Origin of the sequence: Paenibacillus glycinis (assembly GCF_009909185.1) — a bacterium.
GTDB classification, from domain to species: Bacteria; Bacillota; Bacilli; order Paenibacillales; family Paenibacillaceae; genus Paenibacillus_Z; species Paenibacillus_Z glycinis.
The window spans coordinates 1-18,267 of record NZ_JAAAMV010000004.1; the positions used below are offsets into that span (position 1 = coordinate 1).

Genomic DNA, 18,267 nt, shown 5'->3' on the forward strand with positions numbered 1-18,267 from the left:
TTGCGGCGCTTGGCGCGGGCTTGCGGCGCTTGGCGCGGGCTTGCGGCGCTTGGCGCGGGCTTGCGGCGCTTGGCGCGGGCTTGCGGCGCTTGGCGCGGGCTTGCGGCGCTTGGCGCGAGCTTGCGGCGCTTGGCGCGGACTTGCGGCGCTTGGCGCGGGCTTGCGGCGCGTGGCGCGGATGCGTGCGCCAATTGATGAGAGGCGCATGCTCGACGCGGATGGTTTCACCTCGAGTATCGAGCCATGATCGTGATAAGAAACGGGTCTGGCTGCGGTCATCTTACGACCGGAGCCAGACCCGTTTTCCTATGCAATTTCCTGCAAAAGCGCAGGAATTTCACGCCTGACGCTCAAATGGAACAGAAATGCTGCAAATGTGCAGCATTTCACGGTTGAATCACGCCTGATGACATCCAGCCGTCGAAATTGCTGTATTTTCGCAGTATTTCAGATCAAACGAACGCTATTATGCGGAATTTCCTGCATAATAGCAGCATTTTCTCCTCGCGGAACGCATTCAGTTCGCGGAGCAGCTTCACTATCAGTTTGCGGTACGAATCTCGCTTCGCGGAACGCATTCAGTTCGCGGAGCAGCTTCACTTTCACTTTGCGGTACGAATCTCGCTTCGCGGAACGCATTCAGTTCGCGGAGAAGCTTCACTTTCACTTTGCGGTACAAATCTCGCTTCGCGGAACGCATTCAGTTCGCGGAGAAGCTTCACTTTCACTTTGCGGTACAAATCTCGCCTCGCTGAGCAGTCCTTTCACTTTGCGGTACAAATCCCGCCACGGAGCAGCTTTCCACTTCCGCCTAGAGGTACAATTCCCGACTCGTGTAGCAGCATTTTCGCTTCAACGAACACGATTCGCCCCACGGAACACCATTTCACTTTCACCTTGCGGTACAATTCCGACTCGTGCAGCAGTTTTCAGCCCTGCGAAGCAGCGTACGCATCGCGATGCGATACCCAGTACCCGCGCGCAGCCTAACCGCTCCGCAACTGAGCTCCCGCGAACGCCACCCTAGAACACCTTGCCCTATTCGTCCTCCGCGAACACCGGCCGCACGGTCAGCTCGAACGAGAAAGCCTTCTCGTCGAAACGATACGCCGGCAGCAGCTCCGGTCCGCATGACGCCGAGCCGATGCCGCCCATGCGGCAGTCCGCGTTCACGATCGTTTCCATGCGGCGCCGCAGCTCGTGCGTATGCGCCGCCTCCGTCAGATCCAGCGCCGTATAATGCGACGCCTGGAACGAGAAGCGATCCGGAGCCTCGAGGCGCAGGCCCATGCCGAGCGCGTTCGTGACCGCCGCCCATTCCGTGCCGTAGCGCGAGCCGTTTTCCTGCGGCATGACGTACGACTCGAACAAGCCGTCCACGGTCGTCCGGAATTTGCCGCGCCGCACGCTGCGTCGCTTGTCGACGTAGCTCTCATGCGGCCCGTAGCCCAAGTACTCCACGGCCTCGCTGCCTTCCGGCATGACGAGCTCGAGGCCGAAGCGCGGCAGATGGGTCGCGCTTTCCTTCACTTTCACGTCCGCGTGCAGGCGGATGACCCCGGAACCGTCCACGGTCCAGCGCGCTTCGCCCTGCAGGATCGGCGTCCGAATGTAGCCGCCGAGCGAGAACTGGACCTTGACCGCGATCGTGCCGTCCGCCCGGCGCTCCCATGCGGAATCGTAGACCTTCATCTCGGCGCGGCGGAAGCCTTCGTTCTCCCACGCGGCGCGGACGTTCCGGTCGTTGTCGGTCGGCGCGCGCCAGATTTGAAAGCGCGCCGGCTCCCTGATCAGCTGCACGCCGTTCTTCGAGATGCCGGCGAACATGCCCAGGCGCAGGTCGAACGCGTGGCGGAAATCGAGTCCGCTTACGTGCAGGACGCCGTTTTCTTCGACGGCCTGCAGCGCGGCCGCCCCGCTAGCGCGCACGACTGCGGCGCCGCCGGCCGCCGGCAATCCGGCGAAGGCTTGCCCTGCGGAGGACGCGCCGCCGCTCTCGGCAGATCCCCGCCCAGCCGCGCCGAGCCCGAACTGCCCGAAGGCGATCTCATAGCCGACCTCGGCCCATGCCGTCTCCCGGTTTAACCGGCAGGACAGCGTAAGGTCGCATGCGCCGTCGGCCGGCTCGCTCCATCCGACCGGCAGCTTCAGCGCTTGCGATGCATGCGGCGCGGCCTCGAGCCGGTGGATCCAGCCCTGGCGCAGCAGCTCGCCGTCCCGCTCCAGCTTCCAGTGCAGCGCGAGATGCGATAAGCCGATGAAATCATGCAGATTGGTCAGGATCACGGAACCGTTCTCCGCATCCGCCGCATCCCCGACTTCAAACCGAACCGGCGCGATGACCTGTTTCAGTTCCAAGAGTCCCGTATGCGGCTTGCGGTCCGGCGAGACGAGCCCGTCGATGCAGAAATTCCCGTCGTTCGGCTTGTCGCCGAAATCGCCGCCGTAAGCGAAGTAAGCCTGCCCGTCCGCCGCGACCTGCGCGATGCCGTGATCGCACCATTCCCAGACGCAGCCGCCCATGAGATTCGGGTACCGGTAGATCACGTCCCAATAATCCTGCAGATCCCCGGGTCCGTTCCCCATCGCATGGCTGTATTCGCACAAGAAGACCGGCTTCGACTGGCCCGGATCCTCGCCGTAACGAATCATTTCCTCCACGGACGCGTACATCCGGCTGTCGACGTCGAGGCTGCTCGTATCCTCGTGTCCCTTATACCCCGCCGCCGCGCCTTCGTAGTGGACCGGCCGCGAGCCGTCGCGCGTCCGGGTCCATTCCGCCATGGCGATATGATTCGGCCCGTAACCCGATTCGTTGCCCATCGACCACAGGACGACGCAAGGCTGGTTCTTGTCCCGCTCCACCATCCGCGAGGCGCGCTCGACGAACGCGTCCCTCCACGCCGGATCGTTGAACAAGCGGTGCAAGGCGCCGTCCTTCCAATCCTCCGCCATGCCGATGCCGTGGCACTCCAGATCGGCCTCGTCCACGACGTAGAAGCCGTATTCGTTGCACAATTCCAGGAAACGCGGGTCGTTCGGGTAGTGGGACGTGCGGATCGTATTGACGTTGTGCCGCTTCATCAGCTTCAGGTCCTCGATCATATGCGCGAGCGGAATCGTCTGCCCGAGGCTCGGATGCGAGTCGTGGCGGTTCACGCCTTTCAGCTTGACGGCCTGGCCGTTGATCCTGAAGACGCCCCCGTCCGTCGTCACCTGCTTGAAGCCGACCGGGAACAGCATCGTCTCCCCGCCGCAGCGCAGCGCGAGCTCGTAGAGGTACGGCGCTTCCGCGTTCCACAGCACCGGCGCCTCCACGTCCAGCGCGATCTCGCCTTGTCCGTCGATCCGCGCTTCTCCCGCCGCGATCGGACTGCCGCCGGCATCGCGAAGCTCCGCTTGAACCCGCGCGTCGCCGGTCGTGTCGATCTCCACCCGCAGCGTCGCGCGGCCGAGGCCCTCCGAGAACGACTGGCGATTGAACGCGTCGCGGATATGCGCCTTGTCCCTGGCCAGCAGGTACACGTCCCGGAAAATGCCGCTGTACCGCCACAGGTCCTGATCCTCGATATACGTGCCGTCGCACCATTTCAGCACCAGCGCCGCCATCCGGTTCGCGCCCGGGCGGACATGCGGCGTCACGAGAAACTCCGCCGGCACGCGGCTGCCTTGGCTGTAGCCGACGAATTCGCCGTTCACCCACAGATAGAAGCAGGCGTTGACGCCTTCGAACACGACGTACTGCTCTTTGCCGTTCCAGTCGTCGCCGAGCCGGAAATCCCGGACGTACAGCCCTGCGGGGTTCCGGTCGGGCACGTACGGCGGATCGCACGGGACCGGATAGGCCACGTTCGTGTAGTGAAGCTGGTCGTAGCCGTTCGACTGCCAGCAGGAAGGCACGATCAGATCATCCCAGCCGGAGACGTCCGCTTCCTCCTCCCAGAAGCGTTCCTCGACATGCTGCACGGAATCATGGTATCGAAACTTCCAGCTGCCGTTCAGCGTGCGGTAATAAGGCGAGCCGCCCCGCTTGCGCCGCCTCGCGGAAGCCGCATCCCCGTAAGGGATGTAATACGCCCGGGGCGCCTCGCGATTGACGTGAAGCAGGCCGGGATTTTCCCAATAACGTTCGATTGCGATCATGCTGCGTCACCCTTCCTTCTCTACTGGCTTGCGCCGAACAGTACGATATGGGCGCCGGTTGCCCGAAATTGCGCTTCGATGACGGCCCTGCCTTTCGCGTCGCGCGTCACCGCGGCCCCGTCCGTATGCCAGAGGGAGCCGAAGTCCGGCCGGCCGCGCGTGACGTAGCGGTAGATGCCGGGCTCCGAAGCGAAGAGGACGACGGCGCCCCTGCCCGTCGGCGCGTGGATCTTCTCATGAATTTCAGGATCGCCGCCGACGATCCCTTCCCGCGCGGGATCGCTTGCCGTGATGTCGTCGCGAATCTCCTTGTACCGCGCCAGCACGCTGCCGAAGAGCCGTCTGCCCGCCTCGGACACGGCCGGGAGATCGCCCCAGACGCCGTTTTGCCCCAGCATCAGCGAACCGAGCGACATCAGCTGGTTGCCCGCGGGATCGTCCGGCAGGTAATGCGTCAGGAACAGCACGGACGGAATCCATTTGTCGTAGCCGAGCGGCGCGCGGCAGATCCGGCCCCGGGCAGCCCCGGGGTAGAAGAACAAGTTCCAGTTGTCGCTCGCCATGTCGATCGGCACGTCGTAATTGTGGAAATACGGCCCATTATTGACCAGAAAATATTTGCCGACCGCGAGAAAAGCAAGCCCCACCGAACGATGCCCCTCCGTGATATCGAAATCGACGATCGCCTCCGGGCAGGCCTCGCTCAGCGTATCCGCGATCCGCGCCATCGCCTGCACCTGCCGGAACGCGTAGCTGTCCGCCCGCTCCTGCGGCGAATGGCCTATCGTGCCGTGGTCGTGGCCCGGATCGTCGCAGCCGTGCTGGCCGATGCCGTCCCATTTGAAGTACGTCACGCCCACCTCGCGGACGAGCCGGATCAGCTCCTCCGCGAACGCGTCCGCGTACCGGCTGACGAGACAAAGCATATGGCTCGCTTCGGTTTCCCAGATCGGCTGGGGATCCCCCTTGACCCCGTTCCACGAAGCGATGCAGTCCGGATGCTCCCGCAGCATACGGCTCGAGACGGCAGCCGCCGTCGGGTTGAACCATAGGCCGAGCTTCATCCCGTACGCATCCAAGCGCGCCTTCACTTGGCGCAGTCCGTCCGGGAACCGTTCCAGGTTAACCTGCCAATCGCCCGTTTTCCCGTACCAGCCGGTATCGAGGACGAACACGTCGATGCCCATCTCGTGCGCCGCGTCGATCTCCAGCAGCATGCGCGCGAGATTCATCTCCGCCAGGTAGCTTTTGCCCTGCCAATTGCGCAATCGCTCCTGGTAATTCCACGTATTGTAGAAGATGTACGGCTTCCGGCTCGCCTCATGCAGCGCGAAATGATGCAGCACGAAGTCCCGGTACGCGGCGGCCAGCTCTCGTTCGCCTCCCGCCGCGCAGGCAGCCTGCAGCCACAGCGTGCCGTAAGGATCGCCTTGCAGCGATTGGCCGTCCAAATAATTGGCTTTGACCGCTTCGATCGTCGCGCCGCGGTCCGCGTCCAGCCGGAACCGGAGAAACGCTTCCGGCAGCTGCGAGCCGTGCTCGTAGGCGAGCAGCAGATGCTCCCTGCCGTCCCCCGCCGTCAGCATCGGCCCCATGACCGCTTCGCCGTTGTCGAAATGGCGCTCGTCGAGCGGACGCTCGGACAGGCTGAAGCTGTGCGTCATCTCCTGGAATTCGGAGAAGCGGAGCTCGGCGGCTTCCGTGCAGCCCGTCAAGGAGACGAACGCATAGCGCAGCCGGTCCCGACCCGTCGTCTTGGTCAGATGCGCATCCCCCGGCGACGACAGCTCGTAGCGAAAACGGACGACCGGATTCGTCCCGTCCGGGATCCGCACGATCCAGGCAAAGCGAAGCTCCGGCATGCCGGCTCGTTCGGCCTCGGCCATGCCCTTGACGATCCCGCCGAGCCGGTACTCCGTCGTGCCGTTGCCGAGCTTTCTCGGCGGCGCCAACGGTTCGATCCGGTCCAGCACGATAGGCACGAGCGCGCCGTTCACCTCGAAGGCCGGCGCCCCGATCGTCCATTCCCGCCCGCCGCCGGATGTCCCCGAGACGAGCGCCATGCTCCAGAAACGCGCCTCTTCCCCGTAGAAACGCAGCCGCACCGACGCGTTGCCCGCCGTCCATAACGGTTGTTTCATTCGCTTGTTCACCGTGCCTTCCCTATATGAAATCGACCGCGAACATCTGATAGACGCTGGCCGGCCACGTATGGAACCGGTCGCGCCGGCCGGCGCCGGTCAGCGCGTCGAAGTTCTCGGCCATGCCGCTCCGCGCGCACAGCGCGACGAACCGCCGCGCAATCTCGCGGGCCAGCTCGCGCTCGCCGGCATGCCGCAGGCCGTCGGCCGCGATGAACGCCGCCGGCGCCCAGATCGGGCCGCGCCAGTAGCCGTCGGACATGTAATGCGGGCTGTCCGGCCGCTCCGTCGCCAGCCCCCATGCCGTGAGGAACGGACCGGACGGGCCAAGCTCCGCCGCCATCCGCTGCCGGATCGCTTCCGGCAGCCTGGCGCCGAGAATGATCGGCATCCAGTGCAGCAGGCTCGCCGTATCGATCGTCGCGCCGTCCGCGCAGCGCTTCGCGACGAATTTGCCGCCGTTCCAGAAATACGCGATCATCCGATCAAGAAAATCCGCGGCGCGCTGCCGCCAGGCAAGCGCTTCGGCCGGCCGGCCGATCCGCGCCGCGACCTCGGCGAGCGCCTCCATCTGGATGACGAGGAACGCCGACAGGTCCGGGCTCTCCACCGCGCCGGCCACGCCGAACATGGTCGAATTGTCCCAGCCGCTGTCGTTGCCGTGATTGTATTGCGGGATGCCGTTGCCGTCGTAATCGCGGTGCGCGAACCACCATTCCGTCCACGCCGCCACCTTGGGGTAGAAATCCTCCAGCTGCCTGGCCGCGATCGCTTCCGTCCGTTCCAGCATGTAGAGGAGCGCCCAGCCGTGCACGGGCGGCTTCGCGTAGTTCCAGACGATCTCCCGGTTCTTCACGAAATCCGGGATGGCGCCGTATTCGTCCTGGTAATCGAACGGGATGACGAGCTGTTCCCATGCCAGCTCCGGCTGCAGGCGGGCAAGCGCCATCGCGTTGAAGCAGTGGTCCCAGCTCCAGACGCCGTTGAAGCCCGGCGAGATGAGCATGGTCGTGCGCGTCAGCAGGCCGGACGGCGAGACGATCGGGACGTACTGCGCATACGCCGCCAGCTCGCGCAGCCCGGGATATCCGGCATCTTCCGCCGGACACCGCGCCAGCCAGCGCCGGAACGACTGCTCCGACTCGGCCAAGCACTCGTCGAACCCGCGCGGGTAGCTTCGCTCGCGCCAGCTCGTATCGAAAGGCTCGAGCGCGATCTCCGCGATGCCGCCGGCCGCATCCGGCGCGAAATCGAGCGCCATCGTCTCGCACGTAATGCCGTCCCACGGCGCGTCGATACCGCTTCTTCCCTGCAGCGTCGTGATCATATATTGCTTGCGCGAGCGAAACGCGTTGACTTGGATCCGGTTCGGACCGCACACGAACGGATAATCCGCCTTGTAGCCGCGGTCCTCGGGCTCCCGCCTGTACAGCCGGAAGCCCGCGCCGGTCCCGCGAACGCGCAAATTGCCCTCCGCGTCCAGCACGAGCTCCAACCTGCCGCTTGCCGTCCGCAGCGTCACGAACGCAGGCGTCGCTTCCACCGCGAACGGCTCCGGCTGCCCGCCCGGTCCGAGCGGGATGATCTGGAACGCTTCGCGGGGATTCGCGTCGCTCTGCATCGTGCCGATGTAAATGCCGGGTTCCGCCCCCGGATAAAAGCCGTCCCGGCGCACGATTTCCAGCCATGCGCCTGGACGGCTGTAGGACATGATCGCGAGATCGAGTTTCATCGCTGCCGCCTCCTCAATCGGCCCCGATCGGTTCGGATGCCGTCTCTTGTCCTGCTTCCCGCCGCCTCTCCCCGAAAACCGCAAAACGCGCACCGTTGTCCGATGCGCGCCGCGTGCCGCTTCAAGCTCGGCTTACCCTTTCACGCCCGTCGTCACGATGCCTTCGACGATGAACCGCTGTCCCAAGAAGTAGATGATCAGCACGGGAAGCAGGATAAGGAGCGCCGCCGCGGTCGTGACCGACTGCAGCACCAGCTTCGAGCCGTTCTGCGTGTAGCTGATCGTGCTGAGCGCGGTCGCGAGCGGATAATGGTCCTGCTTCAGGAACATGAACGGGCCGATGAAGTCGCCCCACGACCCTTGGAAATTCAGGATCGCGACGGTCGCCACGACCGGCAGCGACATCGGCAGGAAGATGCTCCAGTATGTCCGCAGAATCGAGCAGCCGTCGATACGCGCCGCTTCCTCGAGCTCCTTCGGCACCGAGGCGAAAAACTGCCGGTACAGGAAGATGTAGAACGCGTTGCCGCCGATGCCCCAGAACACCCACGGCCAGAACGTATCGAGCAGGCCGTATTTGTGGAACAGAATGTACTGCGGGATTTGCGTTATGATGCCCGGCAGCATCATCGTCGACAGGATAATCATGAACAGCGCGTTCCGCCCCGGCGCCGCGATGCGCGCGAAGGCGTACCCGACGAGACCGCTCGTGAAGGTCGAGGTGCCGAGCGTGATCACGAGCAGGATAAGCGAGTTTCGGCCGAATTTCCAGAAGTCGATCATGGTTACCGCGTATTTGAAGTTTTCCGGATGAAAGCCCGCCGGCAGCAGGCCCGGCGTCGTATTCCAGGCGCTGAACGCGTTGACGACCGCCAGGTACATCGGGAACAGGAAGACGGCGGAGAACAGGATCAGCGCCGCGTACAGCGGGACGCTTCCTTTTTGCGTTTGCGATTGCGTATTCACGTCCTATCACTCCTGATCCGTTTCGTAATGAACCCAGTATTTGCTCGTCGTGAAGACGACGACCGACAGCGCCAGAATCGCCAGGAACAGGATCCACAGCAGCGCCATGCCGTACGCGAACCGTTGGAAGGCGAAGATCTGCTGGAAGGCGTGCACGAAGTACAGGTAGTTCGGTTGGATCGGACGCGCGAGCAGCTCCGTGCCGTTCAGCAGTATCGGCTGCATGTAGATTTGGAGCGAGCCGATGATGCCCATGATGACATTGAAGAAAATCACCGGCGTCATGAGCGGCAGCGTCAGATAGATCGTCCGCTTGATCGGGGTCGCGCCGTCGATGGAAGCCGCCTCGTATAGATCCCGCGGGATGCCCTTCAGCCCCGCCAGATTGATCAACACGCCGCCGCCTGCGCCCCACAGAAGCATGATGAGCAGGGACGTCGTGGCATAGTCGTAGCCAAGCCAGTTCACTTCCGGCAGTCCGACCGTACTCAAGATGCCGTTCAGAATGCCGTTGTTGCTGGAGAAGATGACCTTCCACATGATGACGCTGGCGAGCGCCGGCACGATGGAGGGGAGATAGAAGATCGTCCGGTAGACGCTGACGCCGCGCACCTGCCGGTTCAGCAGCAGCGCGAGGCCGAGGCCGATCGCCACGCTGAGCGGGACGTTGAAGGCCGTGACGTAGAGCGTTCGGCCGAGGGAGTACATGGCATCGGAGTCCGTGAACGCTTTGTGGTAGTTTTGCAGGCCCATCCATTTCAAATGCTTGATGTTGAAGCCGTAGTAATTCGTAAAGCTGAGGTACAGCCCGTACAGCATCGGGTAGAGCCCGAAAATGATGAACACGACGAACCACGGCGAGATCATCGAGTAGAACGCGATCGTACGCTTCGTCTTCTCCTTCATGCTTTCCACTCCTTTATGCGAAGAAAGGAGAGTTCCGCTGGGAACTCTCCCCGGTAGGCGTTACTGCGAGGCTTCGACGGCGTCCTTTGCTTCCTGGATGGCGACGTTCGCGTCCTTGGTCATGCCGCTGATCGCTTCGTCCAGGTTCGATTTGCCGAAGTACAGCGGCTGCACGTACTTGTCGAAGATCGACCAGCCGCCGCCCGCGAGGTACGGGTTGACTTTCAGGTATTCGCTCGTGTAGTTCAGCTCGTCTTGGAGCACCGCGTTGACTTGCTTGTCGAAGTCCGTGTCCTTCGGCAGGAGGTCCATCTTGCTCTTGAAGATCGGCAGGCCCCAGCCGGTCGAAGCGCGGTCGTCCGCCGGCTTGCCGCCGAAGAACCATTCGAAGAACGTCCACGCCTCGTCGGGATGCTTCGACGCTTTGTTGATGATCGCGCCGGTCGCGCCGCCCGTCGGTGCCACCCGCGTGCCGTTCGGCGCCGTCGGCGTCGGCAGCATGCCGTAATCGGCCAGATGCGTTTTTGCGCCTTCATTATTGCGAATCGCGCCGCTGTACCAGTAACCGTCGATGATCATCGCGACTTGATCCTTGAAGAACAGGTCGCCGCCGGACGTCTGGTCGTTGTTGACGGAGTTCGGTCCGACGTTGTTCTTCACCGCGTCGACCCACATGTCGATGTAGTCTTTCACCGCCGGCTGGTTGAAGTCGACGGAGGCGCCGTCCGCCGCGCTGACGTCGACGCCCGCGCTCAGCAGGTATTGGAGCAGGTTATTGAAGTTCGGCTCGGTCTTGCCCCATTCGTTGGCGGCCAGGCCGTATTGCTTGACTTTGTCGCCGTCCTTGATCGTCAGCTTCTTCGCCAGGTCCATGACTTCCGGCCACGTAAGCGGCTTCGTCGGATCCGGAACCGCTACGCCGGCGGCGTCGAACAGCTTTTTGTTGTAGAAGATCGCATAGTCGTTGGACCAGTCCTTCGGCAGGCCGTAGATCGGGCCCGCGCCGACCGTCTTGCCGTCGAAGCGGTACACGTTCGAGATCGGCAGCAGGTCGTCCTGCTTGATAACGGTGCTCGTGTTCATGCGGTCGGTCAGGTCGAGCGCGATGCCCTTGATGACGTAATTCGGCAGGTCGAATACCCCGGAGAGTCGGATGACGTCCGGCGCGTCGCCGGTCGCGAGCTCCGCGGCCAGCTTGGTCGCGTCGACCGTCTCGATCTCGACCTTGATGTTCGGATGCGCTTTCTCGAATTCGGCGATCTGGTCCTTGGAGAGCTCGCCGTCCGTGATGTTCGTGCGGATCGTTACGACTTCGCCGCTGTTCGCGCTTCCGGCATCGTTGCCCGCCGCCGCGTTGCCTCCGGCGTTGCCCCCGGTATTATTGCCTCCGCTGTCATTCGTCGTCGCGGCGTTCCCGCCGTTATTCCCGCTGCCCCCGTTGTCGTTGCTTCCGCAGCCCGACAGCACGACGGCCGCGGCCGTCACCATCGTGAGCATAATGGACCATTTTCTCATTTCTTATCCCCCTTGGAGAAGTCGTGATCGTTCCTTGCTGAATTAAGGATAGCATGGGGAATGAAAGCGTTTGTATAAGAGGATACTCCAATTTTACCGGGTAATCGTATGGTGTTCCGGGCGAGAATTTACAGGTATGGCGCGGCGGCGGGAGACGGGATTCTTACGGTTTCGCCGCCGTCCGTGCATGCGTGAGAAAAGGCCGCCCGCAGCCCTTTCGAGCCTGCAGGCAGCCTTCGCGTCTACTGCTTATACACGCGCACGTAATCGACGAACATGTCGATCGTGCCGTTATAGCGGGACAGATCCATCGGCCAGCCATTGCCGCCCGCAGCGAGGTTAAGCATGAAGAACAGCGGCTGCGTCTTGGACAGGTCCGTCGTCGGATGGCGCCCGACCTCGATGCCGTCGAGGTAGTAGATCGTATCGGTCAACGTGATCTTCGTGCCGTAGACATGCGGCGTCATGGCCCAGCCTCCGCCGCCGCCGATCGTGTTCATCGGCTGCTGCTGGTAAATGCCGCCCGTGACCGTGCTCGTGTAATTCCACGTATGCGAGGACGTCCAGTAGCCGTAATCCTGGTTCGGATTGCCCGCGCCTCCGCCGCCGTAAGCCTCGATCGTATCCAGCTCATCCGCCGGCACGGACAGCCCTTGATACGTGTTCTTCGTCATGAGCCAGAACGCCGGCCAGCTGCCCGGCGCGGAAGGACCGATCAAGCGCGCTTCGAAGTACGCCGGCGCTTGGGCCGTGATGCCCGTGCCGTCGAGCTTGAGCGAGGAGATCAAGCCGGCCGTGTTCTTGTTGGCGTCGGCCCGGATGCGCAGGTACGTGCCGACCTGCGAGAACGGATTGCCCGTGCCCGTCGGATCGGCGAACGGAATGAGGCCGAAGTCGCCGCCGCCCGGCTTGTGCGCGGCATACGTCGCGCCGCTGCCGTTGCCGGAGATGGACGGCATCGTATTAAAGTCGTCCGAGAACACGAGCGACATGCCGCTTGCCTGCGCCGGCGCCGTCGACGGCATGCCTTCGTTCCAGGCTACGCCGCCCGTGTTGTACAGCTGCAGGTAGCTCGTATCCGACACGCTGCCGTTCGTGCCGGTGATGCGCACGGAGATCGGACCGTGCGGGTAGCTGTTCGCCGGGAAGACGAACGAGCCGTGGCCCGAAGCGTCCAGCGTCACCGTGGCGACGGTGCTGTCGGAACCGTACGTGCCGCCGGGCAGCCAGCTCTTGGCGTTCGCCGTCGTCAGGCCCGGCGCCACGATGTCGATGGTGGTATTGCCGCTGACGTTCGCGCCGTAGGCCGGCGACGAGACGGACACCATATTCTGCGGATAGAACGCCGGCGGCGTCGGACCGCTGTCGTACTGGAGCTTCCACTGTTCCGACCACCAGTTGTTGTTGTCCGGCGCCGTCGTGCGATTGGCCGTCGGATAGCCGAACTGATCCTCGACGTTGAGATATCCGTTGTTGGAACGGTTCTTGATCGATACGAACGACCCGGAGATTACGTTGACCGCCCAGTGGCTCGTCGTATTGGCCGACGCGATGTTGGAGGTGGCGACTTGCGTCGCGCCGCCGCTGATTTCCATGTATTCGCCGCTTGATTTGTTCTTGATCCGGTAATAGCCGCCGGACGCGTCCTCGAGACTCCAAAGGTACGTATCGCCGCTGCCCGTGCCGTAGTTCACCCGCGTGCCGCCGTCATAGAGATACTGGGTCGAGAGCCAGCGGCTCGGGATTTTGTAATACGTCGTGCCCGTCGGCGGCGTCGTTGTCGTCGTGCCGTCGACGTTCGTGAACGTGGACGTGTTCAGCTGCGACGTATCCGTCGAGGTGACCGCCAACCCCTTGAGCGTATTGGCGCCCATCGCGATCGTCTGCGGCGTGCCGATTTGGGTCCAGCTCGTGCCGTTGGACGAATAAAAGCCCGTGAACACGTTGCCCGCGCGCGTGATTTTCAGCCAGACCGGCGAGAATACGCCGCCTACCTGAACGCCTTGGGCATCTGAGCCGACCGTGTTCCGGTAGACCATGAGCAGCCCGTTCATCGTCGAGAAGATCGAGAATTGGACGGCGCCCGTGGAGCTGTCGTTGCGAATCATGATGCCGGTCTTGGCCCAGGACTGGGTGTACTGCATCGTGGCGACCTTCGCTACGATGCTTCCGTCGCCGCTGAGCGGCGCGGAGGCGAATTGGAAGGTGTCGTTCTTGCCCCAGACATCGCTGCCCGCGCCTCTGACCGTAAACGTTCCGGTGGACGCGTCGTAGTCCGAGCTGCCCGCGAGTCCCGTCGTGCCGATGTCGGCGTTCGTCCATCCCGTCGGCAAGGGCGATGCGTCCGCGATGCCGTAAGCGATCGGCAGCACGGACAGCAGGAGCGCGATCAAGAGCATTTTCGCCATCGCTTTTTTTCCGCTGAACGTCATTGCAATCTTCATCTCCTTTTGCGATCAAAAGTTATGAAACCTTGCGTTCGATTCGCGGACCCCTCCCCTCCTGAACCAAAATACGGTTACAGGATAGCACAACAAGAAGCGGCGATTAATATGGCGATCATCCGATTTCAAGGGTATTTCTTGCAAATTTGCTACGGGTTGTGCAGCGGCACCGTCAACGTGACGGCCGTGCCCCGCATTTCCGCGCTTTCGATGGTCATGGACGTGCCTTCCTTGTAAATCAGCTTGAGCCGCTGGTACACGTTGCGCAATCCGATGCCGTTCTCCTCGCTCTGCGCTTTCCCGTATTCGCGCTCCATGTCGGTCCGGACGTGCGCCAGCGTCTCCTTGTCCATCCCGATGCCGTTGTCGGCGATCCGCACCTTCAGCATGCCGTCCGCGGCCGCGGCCGAAATGACGATCCGCCCGCCTTCCTCCCAGCCCTCGAAAGCATGCTTGATCGCGTTCTCGATGATCGGCTGCAGGACGAAACGCACGATCGACATGCCCCGCAGCTCCTCCGGCACGTCGTAATGGACCTCGAAGCTGTGGCCGAAGCGAATCTGCTGGATGGTGACGTAATTGGCGACATGCGCCAGCTCCTTCTCCAGCTCCACGATGCCCGACCCCTTGGCGATGCTGTAGCGGAACAAATCCGCCAGCGCCCCGACGATCGCGCTCACCTCGAGATTGCCGCTCTTCATGCTCCGCATGTTGATGACTTCCAGCGTGTTGTACAGAAAATGCGGATTGATCTGCGCCTGCAGCATGTCGAGCTCGGCCCTCGTCTTCATCGCGATCAGGTCGTTCTCCTCGCTTATGACGCGGTCGAGCTGATCGATCATCCGATTGTAGCTGCGCACGATGCCGCCGATTTCCGTATTGTCGACATCCTCGAGCCGCAGGGATAGATCGCCTTCGCCGACCCGCAGCATCGTCTCCTTCAGCCGGTGGATCGGCTTGACCAGCTGAACCGCGATCGCGATCGCCACGGCGACGGACAGCAGCAGGACGATGGAGGTGAACAGCATGAATTGCTGCTGATACTCCCGGTTCTTCTCGAGCACGTCGTTGAACACGAAGCCGATCGACAGCTTCCAGTCGGTATTCGGGATGCCGCTCGCGTACGCATACCGCCCGGTATCGTCGCCCGCGCCGTTCGCGCGCGACTCGTAGATCGTGCGGCCCTGGGCATCGGAGATGGCGTACGACGTATTGATCAGGCCGGAATCGATGCTCTCGAAGATCGACTGCTTCGGCACCATCAGCAGGTAGGTCGCCTCTCCGTTCACCCCGGGTCCCTCCAGCCGCTTCACGAGCGCCGTCGACATCGGATTGAAGACGTTCTTGTAATTCGTGATCCAATACGGATCGTCGCGGTCCGTCAAATAATCCGTGTCGGTGTTGAAGGCGCTTTTGTTGTTCGAGAAGATGGAGGAATAGATGCAGTTCCCGTTCTCGTCGAGCAGGACGAAATACGAGATGTCGTTCAAGCCCGGGTACATGAGCAGGCTCGGCGAGAGTCCGCCCGTCAGCAGCGGCGTGGTGTAGTTGTTCGTCACGTAATCCTGCAGCTGCCGGCTGGCGGAAATTTCTTTGAGAATCGTCTCCGTGAACTGCAGCCGGTTATGGATGCTGACCGCCGAGAAGCGGCCGGTCACGTCGACGGACGCCTCCATCTCGCGCTTGATGTCGTGCTGCGACAGCCAGGCATAGAGGACGCCGTCCGACACGGCGGGCAAGCCGACCGCCACGATCAGCGCGAGTATGATCTTGTTGCGCATGGATACGGCGTGGAATCCTTTCTTGATCAGGTCGTCCGGCAGCGTCCGCAGCAGCCAATCGTTGCTGAGCGAGAAGTTCTTGATCTGCTTCGAGATCATGCGGAACGGCTTGAACACCTGCTTCAGGTAGACGTAGCTGAACAGCACCGTAACGAGCAGGGTAAACAGCGACAGGATCGCGACTTGATAGACGCGTTCGCCGCTGAACGCGCCGGATTCGCCGTCTTTGTCCGTGTAGACGATGCTGAGATTGAACGGCGCCAGTTGTTGGATCGCGTTATTGTAGGGGACGACGTTCTGCGCCTGCGCTTCCGTCTCCGGGCCCGCCGCGACGGCATTCTCGGGATCGCTCAGCGGATTGGAGGGCGCGGTCGTCCACAGCAGCCGCTTGTCCTTGCCGACGACGGAGAAATACGTGCCCTCCGGCGATTTCTCGGGAATCGCCTGCTGGAAGAAGCGGTCGCTCAGCACGATGATGGTGAGCACCCCGTTCTCGTTGCCGTTCGAGAACACGAGACGGTCCTGGAGAGCCGCCATGAACGCTTTCAGCTGTTTGATGTCGGCCTTTTCCAGCATGGGGTTGCCGGTACGGAACGCCCGCTCGAAATCCGCCTGCGTGTACCTGGTCAGCTGTTCGCGATCCGGGAGAATCAGCTTGTCCAGCTTGGCATAATGCAGCCGGTCCTGATCGAGCCGCGGCAGATCCGCGAACGTCGAGGAGGCGATCTGCTGCGCCATGGACCGCTGGACGAAGCTCTGCCCCAGAAAATAGACCGCCTGCACGGAATCCGGCGAGAGATCCAGCGTGTCGAACTTCGCCTGCAGCTCCTTGGCCCCCAAGGCCGCGACGTCGTCCGCGCGAAGCCGCATCAGATTCTTGTAATAATCGCTGAATTCCGGCGTCTGGAGCAGCAGCATCAAATTATCGATGTTGTTGAGCTGGACGAGCACGTTCTGCTGAAACTGGTAGAGCATGTCCTGCGAGCGCTTCTCGTGCAGCGACTTGTCGATCGCGTCCATGTACGTGAGGCCGATGTAAGCCAGCGCGAGCTGCGTAACCAGGGTGAGCGCCGCCGCGAGAATGACGATCCGCCTGAGCGTCGGACCGAATCGGTTGATCATGCCGTGTCCCTCCGGGGTTACCTCGATTTGCTGCGGTATTCATGCGGCGTGCGGCCCGTGTATTTCTTGAACACTTCGGTAAAGTACGCGGGATCGGAATAGCCGACCTGCTCGACGATTTCGTAGATTTTGAGGTTCGTGCCGCCGAGCAGCTCCATGGCCCGCTGCAAACGGATGGCCGTCAGAAAGCTAAGGAAGGTTTGACCGGAGTTTTTGAACAGCGCGAACAGATGGCTGCCGGAGATGTGCACCTGGTCCGCGACTTCTTTCAACGTCAGGCTGCGGTTGAAATTAGCCCGAATGTACTGCTTCGCCTGCATCAGCAGCATGCTGACCGGTTCCTCCGCGGCGACGCTCGGAGCGAAGGCGTCGACGCCGCCGTCCAGCGAGGCAACCGCCTGATCCTTGCTCGCGAGAACGGGCGGCTCGGGCCGGTTGGCGGACGTGCCTGGCGGTGCCGCAAATGTCGCGGCCGTGGTTGGCCGGAACGCCGCCAGCGTTCCCTCCTCGGCGTTCGCGGCCAGCGCCAATGACGCTGCTTGCGCGGATAACCAGATATCCGCGGGCGAATCGACCGGATGGCCGATGCCGCCGGAGAAGGCGGATTTGAACAGTCCTCTGTACTTGCGCCAGTGCGGCAGCAGCTCGGCGAAATGCGTCTCGGCCTCCGGCTTCGCGGACAGCACGTAGGCTTCGCCCGTCTGCGCGTTCACCCAGTGATAGCCGAGCTCCTTGCCTTCCCATAAGTCGGCCAGGATATTATCCAGCGAGAACGCGAGGAGCTTTTTCTCTTTGTCGCCCATGCCCGGTACGGGCGATGCCAGGCGATTCGGGCGAAATACCGCGACCGCGTAGCGCCCGCCCCCAAGCAGCACCTCGCCGCCCGCGCAGCCCTCCTCCAGGTCCAGCTCCGAGAGCCGCTCCTGGAACAGGCGCCGCAGAAAATCCGCGCGCAGCACCTTCGCGAGCATCTCCGCCTTGCGGTTCAGCACGGATACGCGGAATTCCGCCTGCTTCTCCTCGCGCAGCCGTTCCACCGCCTTCGCGAACGTATCGTGCAGCGTTTGAAACTGCAGCGGCTTGAGCAAATAATCGATCGCGCCGAACTTCAGCGCTTTCTGCGCATATTCGAAATCGCTGTAACCGGAAAGAATGACGACGCGAATGAACGGATAGCGCGCGTTCAAGGCGGTCATCAGTTCGATGCCGTCCATGAACGGCATGCGGATGTCCGTCACGACGATGTCGACGGGACGCTCCTCAACAAATTGAAGCGCTTCCAAACCATGCGAGCAGCTGCCTGCCACTTCGATCCCGACCGCATCCCACGACCACGACGCCAAGCCCTCGCGAATCTCTTTCTCGTCATCCACGATCAGCAGTTTATACACGTTGCGATTCCCCCTGACCTTATCGGTACCAGTAAGTCACAGCCTTGTTAGATTGATTCCAGTGTACTGCGGCCAAGCCCGCCCGACAAGGTTCAGATTGGAAAAAGAGCGCGCCGGGCGCGCTCT

10 protein-coding genes are annotated in these 18,267 nt (G+C 62.5%); 1 reads left to right on the forward strand and 9 read right to left on the reverse strand.

Annotation, left to right across the window (positions count from 1 at the left end; all coding sequences use genetic code 11):
- A partial coding sequence (locus tag GT019_RS31895) for a hypothetical protein (protein ID WP_235947464.1) occupies positions 1 to 195 on the forward strand: 195 nt, incomplete at its 5' end.
- An 843-nt stretch (positions 196 to 1,038) separates the two neighbouring features.
- Here the strand turns inward: GT019_RS31895 and GT019_RS09035 are convergent.
- From GT019_RS09035 to GT019_RS09075, 9 genes are all read right to left on the reverse strand, one after another.
- Positions 1,039 to 4,143, reverse strand: a complete 3,105-nt coding sequence (locus tag GT019_RS09035; RefSeq protein WP_161742821.1) for a glycoside hydrolase family 2 TIM barrel-domain containing protein — start codon at positions 4,141 to 4,143, stop codon at positions 1,039 to 1,041.
- Positions 4,144 to 4,163: 20 nt separating this feature from the next.
- Complete coding sequence (locus GT019_RS09040; protein ID WP_161742822.1) at positions 4,164 to 6,284, reverse strand: alpha-galactosidase; 2,121 nt, start codon at positions 6,282 to 6,284, stop codon at positions 4,164 to 4,166.
- A gap of 22 nt (positions 6,285 to 6,306) precedes the next feature.
- Complete coding sequence (locus GT019_RS09045; protein WP_161742823.1) at positions 6,307 to 8,016, reverse strand: amylo-alpha-1,6-glucosidase; 1,710 nt, start codon at positions 8,014 to 8,016, stop codon at positions 6,307 to 6,309.
- A gap of 132 nt (positions 8,017 to 8,148) precedes the next feature.
- Complete coding sequence (locus GT019_RS31900) at positions 8,149 to 8,982, reverse strand: carbohydrate ABC transporter permease (RefSeq protein WP_161742824.1); 834 nt, start codon at positions 8,980 to 8,982, stop codon at positions 8,149 to 8,151.
- Positions 8,983 to 8,988: 6 nt separating this feature from the next.
- Positions 8,989 to 9,888, reverse strand: a complete 900-nt coding sequence (locus GT019_RS09055) for a carbohydrate ABC transporter permease (protein WP_161742825.1) — start codon at positions 9,886 to 9,888, stop codon at positions 8,989 to 8,991.
- A gap of 60 nt (positions 9,889 to 9,948) precedes the next feature.
- Positions 9,949 to 11,403, reverse strand: a complete 1,455-nt coding sequence (locus tag GT019_RS09060; protein WP_161742826.1) for an ABC transporter substrate-binding protein — start codon at positions 11,401 to 11,403, stop codon at positions 9,949 to 9,951.
- 242 nt (positions 11,404 to 11,645) lie between these two features.
- On the reverse strand, positions 11,646 to 13,835 hold the full coding sequence (locus GT019_RS09065; RefSeq protein ID WP_161742827.1) for an RICIN domain-containing protein: 2,190 nt from the start codon (positions 13,833 to 13,835) through the stop codon (positions 11,646 to 11,648).
- Between the two features lie 161 nt (positions 13,836 to 13,996).
- Complete coding sequence (locus GT019_RS09070) at positions 13,997 to 16,750, reverse strand: sensor histidine kinase (protein WP_161742828.1); 2,754 nt, start codon at positions 16,748 to 16,750, stop codon at positions 13,997 to 13,999.
- 17 nt (positions 16,751 to 16,767) lie between these two features.
- Positions 16,768 to 18,141, reverse strand: a complete 1,374-nt coding sequence (locus GT019_RS09075; protein ID WP_161742829.1) for a response regulator — start codon at positions 18,139 to 18,141, stop codon at positions 16,768 to 16,770.
- Positions 18,142 to 18,267 lie beyond the last annotated feature (126 nt).

Bases quoted from the DNA above. Each gene is read 5' to 3' on its own strand.
- GT019_RS09065 (WP_161742827.1), bottom strand. From the start codon at position 13,835: ATGACGTTCAGCGGAAAAAAAGCGATGGCGAAAATGCTCTTGATCGCG.
- GT019_RS09055 (WP_161742825.1), bottom strand. From the start codon at position 9,888: ATGAAGGAGAAGACGAAGCGTACGATCGCGTTCTACTCGATGATCTCG.
- GT019_RS09035 (WP_161742821.1), bottom strand. From the start codon at position 4,143: ATGATCGCAATCGAACGTTATTGGGAAAATCCCGGCCTGCTTCACGTC.
- GT019_RS09060 (WP_161742826.1), bottom strand. From the start codon at position 11,403: ATGAGAAAATGGTCCATTATGCTCACGATGGTGACGGCCGCGGCCGTC.
- GT019_RS09070 (WP_161742828.1), bottom strand. From the start codon at position 16,750: ATGATCAACCGATTCGGTCCGACGCTCAGGCGGATCGTCATTCTCGCG.
- GT019_RS09040 (WP_161742822.1), bottom strand. From the start codon at position 6,284: ATGAAACAACCGTTATGGACGGCGGGCAACGCGTCGGTGCGGCTGCGT.
- GT019_RS09045 (WP_161742823.1), bottom strand. From the start codon at position 8,016: ATGAAACTCGATCTCGCGATCATGTCCTACAGCCGTCCAGGCGCATGG.